The organism is Gilvimarinus gilvus (genome assembly GCF_030518155.1).
Lineage (GTDB): Bacteria > Pseudomonadota > Gammaproteobacteria > Pseudomonadales > Cellvibrionaceae > Gilvimarinus > Gilvimarinus gilvus.
Window position 1 is genome coordinate 1 of sequence record NZ_JAULRU010000136.1, and the last position, 547, is coordinate 547.

Consider the following 547-nt stretch of genomic DNA (forward strand, 5'->3'; position numbering starts at 1 on the left):
GGGCCGGGTCGTGGAACCTGGTCTCGCAGGTGGCTTCACAGGTCATGCGCCTTGGCGGCAACCTCATCATGGCGCGGCTGTTGCTGCCGGAAATGTTCGGCGTCATGGTCATCGCCACCACCGTTTCGGTCCTCCTGCATCTGCTGTCCGATGTTGGCCTGCGCCAGAACATCATCCAGAGCCACCGTGGCGACGACCCGGACTTTCTCAATACGGCGTGGACCGTGCAGATCATCCGCGGCTTCGTGCTGTTCGCCCTGACGCTGCTGCTGGCCCTGGCGGCCTGGGTGGCGCAGTACCAGCAGTTGTGGCCGGCAGACTCCACCTATGCCGCCCCTGTGCTGCCGATGGTGCTGGCGGTTACCGGCCTGTCGGCGCTGATATGGGGCTTCCAATCCACCAAGATCGATGTTGCGGTGCGTACCTTCCAGCAGAAGCGCGTGGTGCTGGTCGACCTGGCCTCGCAACTGGCCGGGCTGGTGGTGATGCTGGTACTGGGCGTGCTGACCCACTCGATCTGGGCCCTGGTCATCGCGGGCCTGGTCTC

Annotated in this window: 1 protein-coding gene; it reads left to right on the forward strand. The window is 64.9% G+C overall.

Going from position 1 to position 547, the window contains the following annotated elements; translation table 11 throughout:
* A partial coding sequence (locus QWI17_RS00830; protein WP_302720592.1) for an oligosaccharide flippase family protein occupies positions 1 to 547 on the forward strand: 547 nt, incomplete at both ends.